Raw genomic sequence first — 6,809 nt, forward strand, 5'->3', positions numbered from 1 at the left:
TCCCTAAAGACGGGGGTCAACCCTTGATCGCGCCTTCTTCGACGCCCTTGAAGAAGAACCTCTGCAACGTGGCGAACACGACCACGATCGGCAGGAACGAGATCATCGTCCCGGCCGCGATCAGCCGGGGATTGGCGCTGAACGTGCCGTTGAGGTATTGCAGGCCGACGGTGAGCGTGTAGTTGTCCGGATCGGTCAGGACGATGAGAGGCCACAGGAAATCATCCCAAGCGCCGATGAAAGCGAAGATCGTGATGACACTCAGCATGCCACGCACATTGGGCAGGCCGATGTGGCGCAACCGCTGCCAGGTGGTGGCCCCGTCGATGACGGCCGCCTCCTCCATCTCCGCCGGGATCGCCAGGAACGCCACCCGCATCAGCAGCACGTTGAGCATGCCGATCGCGCCGGGCAGCGCGACGCCGGGCAGCGTGTCGGCCAGGCCCAGGTCGCGGACGATCACGTACTTGGAGATGATCGTCACCTCCTCGGGCAGCACCAGCGTCGAGACGAACGCGCCGATCAGCAGCTTCGCGCCGCGGAAGCGCAGCCTGGCCAGCGCGTAACCGGCCAGCGTGGCGCCGACCGCGTTGCCCGTCACCACGATGGCGGCCACCACCAGCGAGTTCCCGGCGTACGCCCAGACCGGGATGGTGTCGGCGACCTTGAAGTAGTTGTCCAGCGTCGGGTGCTCCGGCAGGAAGGCCGGCGTGCTGGTGTAGATGTCCTCGTCCAGGCTCTTCAGCGAGGTCGAGAGCTGCCACAGGAACGGCGAGACCGTGATGAGCAGCACCAGCGCCATCAGCGCGTACCGCACCGCGCGCTCGCCCGGCGAGATCGTGTTGAGCGCGCCCCAGCGCCGTTCCCGGCGGTGCCGGCGCCCCGTGCCGGGCCCCTTCACTTCACGCAGCGCCATGTCAGGACGCCTTCCTGTCGAGACGCAGCAGCAGGAGCATCGGCCCGATCGTGATGACCAGCAGCACCAGACTGAGCGCCGAGGCGTAGCCCAGGTGGCCGGTGAAGCCCCGGCTGTACATCTGGATCAGCATCACCACCGACATGTCGCGCCCGCCGGGGCCGCCGGTGCCGTTCGACAGCACGTACAGCTCGGAGAACACGCGCAGCGCGGACACCGACACCAGCACCGAGACCAGCAGCATGGTGTTGCGCACGCCGGGCACGGTGACGCTCCAGAACCTGCGGGCCGCGCCCGCGCCGTCGACCGCGGCCGCCTCGTGCAGCTCGCGCCGGACGTTCCCGAGCGCCGACAAGTAGATGATCATGTAGTAGCCGAGGCCCTTCCACACGGTCAGCGTGATCGCGCTGAACAGCAGCAGCCATCGGTCGGTCAGGAACGGCACCGGCGCGGCGACCACGCCCAGCCACTGGGCGAAGCCGTTCACCAGACCGCGGTCGTCCAGCACCCAGCCCCAGATCAGCGCCACCACCACGGCCGAGGCCACCACCGGCGTGTAGAAGGCGGTGCGGAAGAACGTGATCCCCGGCAGCCGCTTCTCCACCAGGATCGCCAGCAGCAGCGGCACCATCGTGAGCAGCGGCAGGCAGACGACCATGTACACGATGCTGTTGATCAGCGCGTCGGCGAGCTGGTCGTCGTTCAGCACCCGCTCGAAGTTGGCCAGGCCGGTGAAATGCCCGCCGCCCAGCGGCTTGGCGTTCGTGAACGCCAGGACGACGGTGTTGACCGCCGGCCAGACGTTGAACGCGACCAGCCAGACGGCGGCGGGCAGCACCAGCAGCCACGGAGTGAACCAGCGGCTCATTCGATCAGCTCTTGTGCAGCTCGTTGCACTTGGCGACCGCCTTGTCCAGTGCCTCCTTGGCACTGATCTCACCGTTGAGCGCCGCCGAGATCTGCTGCCTGATGTACTTGCTCATCGCCTCGGTGACCTCGACCGGCTGCAACATCCTGGCCTGCGCCAGCGAGGTGAACGCGATGACCTTGGCGTCGCCGGAGTTGGTGCCGTCGCTCTTGCTGAAGAACGGGTCGTCGGCCGAGGCCTTGGTGCTGGGGAAGATGTTGACCAGGTGGGCGAAGGCGGCCTGGTTCTCCGCGTTGGTCACCCAGCGGGCCAGCGCGAGCGCGGCCGGGGCGTTCTTGGTCGACTTCGACACCGACAGGCCCTGCACGAACAGCGGCGGGGTGCCGATCACCGTCGAGGGCACCACCTTGGGCGCCAGCGTCGGGTTGTCGGTGGCCAGGCTCGTGATGTAGTTGCCGCCGGCCGTCGTCCAGGCCACGGTGCCTTCGTTGAACAGCTTGGCGTTGCCCGCGTAGGTGTCGGTGAGCACGTCGCGCGGCAGCAGGCCCTCCTTGAACGCCTCGCGGTAGCGTTCGAGCACGGCGACGGCCTCGGGGGTGTTGAAGACGAAGTTCTGCCCGTCGTCGGACAGGATCTTCACGCCGGCCTGGGTGAAGTCGCCCAGTTCGGGGCGGCGGCTCATCAGGTAGACCTTGCCGCCGGACTTCTCCTTGAACGTGCGGGCCTGGGCGATGAGCTCGTCCAGGGTGGTGGGCGGCTTGGCCGGGTCGAGGCCGTGCTTCTTCAGCAGCTCGGAGTTCCAGTAGTTGACGTCGGTGTTGAGGTACCAGGGGTAGCCGTAGACGCCCTGGTGGCCGGAGTACTTGTAGGCGTCGATGCCGCCGGCCACGTACTCGTCGGCGAGCTTCTGGTCCGACTGCGCGACGTCGAGTAACATCCCCTGCTTGACCAGCGGGAGCGCGAAGTCGGGCGGGAGGTTGACGACGTCGGGCAGGCTGCCGCCGGCCGCCTGGCTCAGCACCTTCTCGGAGTAGCCGTCGCCGGGCTGGTCGAGCCACTCGACCTCGACGCCGGGGTGCTTCTTCTCGAAGGCGTCGATCACGCCCTGCATGTAGTCGGTGAACTTGGGCTTCAGCGCCCAGGTCTGGAGGCTCACCTTGCCCTTGACCTCGCCGCTGACGCTCGCGCTCGGCACGGCGGCCCCCTGCTTGGTCCCGCCGAGCCCGCAACCGGTGACGATCATCGTGGCCGCCACGGCCAGTCCTGCCCAGTGCCTTCGCATGGAGCCCTCCTTCTCGGTACTAAACCGCTCTAGTTGCGGGACTATCCACCTGGCTACACTGCTGTGTCAATAGCCGAGACGAACTCGAATCCGAACTCGAATCCGAACGTGAATCAAACGAGGAGCAGCCGTGGTCCGACCCACCATCGCCGACATCGCCCAGCGCGTCGGCGTGTCCAAGGGGGCGGTGTCGTTCGCGCTCAACGGGCGGCCCGGGGTCAGCGAGGAGACCAGGGCCCGCATCCTGCAGGCCGCCAAGGAGATGAACTGGCGCCCGCACAGCGCGGCCAGGGCGCTCGGCGGGGCCAGGGCCGACGCGGTCGGGCTGGTCATCGCCAGGCCGGCCAAGACGCTCGGCGTCGAGCCGTTCTTCGCCCAGCTCCTGTCCGGGCTGCAGGCCCGGCTGTCGGCCCAGTCGGTGGCCATGCACCTGCTGGTCGTCGAGGACGCCGACGCCGAGATCGAGGTCTACCGCGAATGGGCCTCGGCGCACCGCGTCGACGGGTTCATCATGGTCGACCCGCAGGTGCGCGACCCGCGCATCGACGCGCTCGACGAACTCGGGGTCCCCGCCGTGGTGCTGGGCGGCCCCGGCAGGCACGGCTCGCTGTCGAGCGTGTGGGCCGACGACCGCGAGGCCATGCTGTCGGTGGTCGACTACCTGGCCGCGCTCGGCCACCGGCGCGTCGCGCACGTCGCCGGGCTGCCGCGCTTCCGTCACACGCAGCGGCGCATGCGGGCGCTGCGCGACTCGGTGCGCAGGCTCGGGCTGACCGAGGCGGTCTCGCTGCCGACCGACTTCAGCGACGCCGAGGGCGCGGCCGCCACCCGCGCCCTGCTCTCACGCGGCCGCCGGCCGACCGCGATCGTGTACGACAGCGACGTGATGGCGCTGGCCGGGCTGGGCGTGGCGGGGGAGATGGGCGTGCGGGTGCCGGACGAGCTGTCGATCGTGGCCTTCGACGACTCGGTGCTGACCCGGGTCACCCATCCGGCGATCACCTCGCTGTCGCGCGACACGTTCGCGCTCGGCGGCCAGGTGGCCGAGGTGCTGCTGGAGGTCATCGCCGAGCCCGGGCGCCGGCGCGACGTCAAGACGGGCACGCCGCGCCTGGTGGTGCGCGAGAGCACCGCCCCGCCGCCCCGGTGATCCCGGCGTCCGTTTCGTCGCTCTTTGGGTGGGACGGGGCTTGGCAGGCGAGCTAAAGCGGTTTAGGGTGCGCAAGAGATCAGCTCGACTCCCGGAGGACGCGTGCCCCTGCCCACCGACCCGCTGCGCCTCGGCGCGAACTACGTGCCCTCGTCCGGCTGGTTCTACAGCTGGCTCGATCCCGACCTCGACGCCAACCGCCGCGACTTCGCGGACCTGGCCGGGATCGGGCTCGACCACGTGCGGGTCTTCCCGATCTGGCCGTGGATCCAGCCCAACAGGACCCTGGTGCGCCAGCGCGGCATCGACGACCTGCTCGACCTGATCGACGTGGCGGCCGAGTTCGGCCTGTCGGTCTCCGTCGACCTGCTCCAGGGCCACCTGTCCAGCTTCGACTTCCTGCCGTCGTGGGTGCTCACCTGGCATCGGGCCAGCGTGTTCACCGACCCGGCGGTCCGCGAGGGCCTGGCCGTCTACGTGGACCGGGTGACGCGCGCGGTCGCCTCCCGGCCGAACGTGTTCGCCGTGACGCTGGGCAACGAGGTCAACAACCTGTACCCGGCCAACCCGACCACGCCCGCGGCGTCGTCCGCGTGGGCCGCCGAGCTGCTCGGCGTCGTCCGGGAGGCCGCGCCCGGCCTGCTCGCCCTGCACTCCCTGTACGACGCCACCTGGTACGACCCGGACCACCCCTTCCACCCCGCCGACAACGTGGACCTGGGCGACCTGACCACGGTGCATTCGTGGGTCTTCAACGGGGTGTCCGCGCTGGACGGACCGCTCGGCCCGGCCACCGTCTCGCATGCCGACTACCTGGTGGAACTGGCCGCTTCCACGTCGCTCGACCCGTCCAGGCCGGTGTGGCTGCAGGAGGTCGGCGCGCCGCGCCCCGACGTGCCCGAGCAGGACGCCGCGCGGTTCGTCCGCGCCCTGCTCGACCACGTGACCCCGAACCCGGCGCTGTGGGGCGTCACCTGGTGGTGCTCACACGACCTGGACCGGTCGCTGGCCGACTTCCCGGAACGCGAATACGACCTGGGGCTGTTCACCGTCGACCACCGGCCCAAGCCGGCCGCCAAGGAGCTGGCCGCGCTCGCCGGGCAGGCGCGCCGTCCCGCCGCGGAACGGCGTCCCGCGCTGGTGTGCGAGGTGGACCTGCGCGCGGAGCCCGGGCGGCGGGCCGAGGTCGCGCCGGGCAGCGCCTTCCACGCCGAGTGGGTACGGCTGCGGCGCTCGGGCCCGGTCGCCATCGTGACCAGGGCCGGCGCGGCCGATCCGGGGCACCTGGCGGCGCGGGGCATCGACACCGTGCTCACCCAGGCGTGAGCCTCGCATAGGTGTGGCCCCCGCCCTGGCGAGGGGGCGGGGACCACGTTCCGCCGGCCGCCGCAGCCGGTAGACGGCGGCCGGACGCTCTCGACCTGCCTGAGCGCTCTTCTTGTCTGAGCGCTCTCGCCTTACCTGAGGCCGTTGGACATCGCGGTGATCAGCTCGCCGTCGGCGGTGTCGCCGCTGGTCTCCCAGAAGAACGCGCCGGCCAGGCCCTGGTCCTTGGCGTAGCCCATCTTCGAGCCGATCGTGACGGGGGTGTCGTAGCTCCACCACTCGCCGTTGCAGAACGCGTACGCCGTGCCGCCGACCGTGCCGGTGGCCGGGCACTTGCTCTTGAGCACCTTGTAGTCCTCGATGCCCGCCTCGTACGTGGCCGGGGCCGGGCCCGTCGCCGTCCCGCCGGGGGCCGCCTGGGTGACGCCGGTCCAGCCGCGGCCGTAGAAGCCCACGCCGAGCAGCAGCTTCGAGCCGGGGATGCCCTGGCCCTTGAGCTTCTGGATCGCCTTGTCGCCGTAGTAGCCGGCGATCGGGATGCCGGAGTACGAGGTCAGCGGGGCGTTCGGCGCGGTCGGGCCGTTCTTGGCCCAGGCGCCGAAGTAGTCGTAGGTCATCGGCATGTAGAAGTCGACGTACTGGGCGGCGCCCGCGTAGTCGGCCGCGTCGATCTTGCCGCCGTCGGTGCCGTCGGCCGTGATGGCGGCGGTGATCAGGGCGTCGGCCCCGAACTCGGCGCGCAGCGCGGACATCATGTTCTTGAAGGCCGCCCGGCCGCTGGTGTCACAGACCAGGCCGCACGCGTTCGGGTACTCCCAGTCGATGTCGATGCCGTCGAACACGTCCGCCCAGCGCGGGTCCTCGACCACCTGGTGGCACGACTTGGCGAACGCGGTGACGTTCTTGGCCGCGTCGGTGAAGCCGCCGGAGTAGGTCCAGCCGCCGAAGGAGAAGACGACCCTGATGTTCGGGTACATCGCCTTCAGCTCGCGCAGCTGGCCGAAGTTGCCGCGCAGCGCGCCGGTGTCCCAGGTGTCGGCCTTGCCGTCCACGCTGTCGGCCGCGCCGTAGAACTTGTCGTAGTCGGCGTAGGTGTCCGACAGCACGCACTTGCCGCCGGTGACGTTGCCGAACGCGTACACGATGTGGGTCAGCTTGGCGGCCGAGCCGTTCGTGACGAGGTTCTTGACGTGGAAGTTACGCCCGTACACGCCCCAGTTCGTGAAATATCCGGCGATCTTCTTGCCGCCGGGGTTGGAGGTGGGGG

Annotated in this window: 6 protein-coding genes; 2 read left to right on the top strand and 4 right to left on the bottom strand. The window is 69.8% G+C overall.

Annotated features, from left to right (window positions below; genetic code table 11):
* Positions 1–16: 16 nt before the first annotated feature.
* Genes HII36_RS32785 through HII36_RS32795 form a run of 3 tightly spaced genes read right to left on the bottom strand, consistent with a single transcriptional unit; the run spans position 17 to position 3,066 of the window.
* Entirely contained in the window at positions 17–916 is a 900-nt protein-coding gene (locus HII36_RS32785; protein ID WP_173527171.1) for a carbohydrate ABC transporter permease, read from the bottom strand.
* 1 nt (position 917) lies between these two features.
* Positions 918–1,784: a carbohydrate ABC transporter permease gene (locus HII36_RS32790; RefSeq protein ID WP_173527172.1), complete on the bottom strand. Its 867-nt coding sequence runs from the start codon at positions 1,782–1,784 to the stop codon at positions 918–920.
* Positions 1,785–1,788: 4 nt separating this feature from the next.
* Positions 1,789–3,066, bottom strand: a complete 1,278-nt coding sequence (locus HII36_RS32795) for an ABC transporter substrate-binding protein (protein WP_173527173.1) — start codon at positions 3,064–3,066, stop codon at positions 1,789–1,791.
* A gap of 130 nt (positions 3,067–3,196) precedes the next feature.
* On the opposite strand from HII36_RS32795, the gene HII36_RS32800 reads away from it, so the two are divergent.
* Together HII36_RS32800 and HII36_RS32805 are read left to right on the top strand one after the other, a co-directional pair.
* Positions 3,197–4,216 carry a LacI family DNA-binding transcriptional regulator gene (locus tag HII36_RS32800; protein ID WP_173527174.1) on the top strand — a complete coding sequence of 340 codons (1,020 nt, stop codon included), beginning with the start codon at positions 3,197–3,199 and terminating at the stop codon, positions 4,214–4,216.
* Positions 4,217–4,318: 102 nt separating this feature from the next.
* The gene (locus tag HII36_RS32805; protein WP_173527175.1) at positions 4,319–5,542 is read left to right on the top strand and encodes a glycoside hydrolase 5 family protein; all 1,224 of its coding nucleotides are present in this window, start codon (positions 4,319–4,321) and stop codon (positions 5,540–5,542) included.
* Positions 5,543–5,673: 131 nt separating this feature from the next.
* Here the strand turns inward: HII36_RS32805 and HII36_RS32810 are convergent.
* Positions 5,674–6,809, bottom strand: a 1,136-nt coding sequence (locus HII36_RS32810) for a glycoside hydrolase family 18 protein (RefSeq protein ID WP_173527176.1), incomplete at its 5' end; no start/stop codon positions are given.

Origin of the sequence: Nonomuraea antri, from assembly GCF_013283785.1 — a bacterium.
In the GTDB taxonomy this organism is placed as follows: Bacteria; Actinomycetota; Actinomycetes; order Streptosporangiales; family Streptosporangiaceae; genus Nonomuraea; species Nonomuraea antri.

Excerpts from the sequence above, each read along its gene's own strand:
- HII36_RS32790 (WP_173527172.1), bottom strand. The coding sequence starts at position 1,784 with ATGAGCCGCTGGTTCACTCCGTGGCTGCTGGTGCTGCCCGCCGCCGTC.
- HII36_RS32785 (WP_173527171.1), bottom strand. The coding sequence starts at position 916 with ATGGCGCTGCGTGAAGTGAAGGGGCCCGGCACGGGGCGCCGGCACCGC.
- HII36_RS32795 (WP_173527173.1), bottom strand. The coding sequence starts at position 3,066 with ATGCGAAGGCACTGGGCAGGACTGGCCGTGGCGGCCACGATGATCGTC.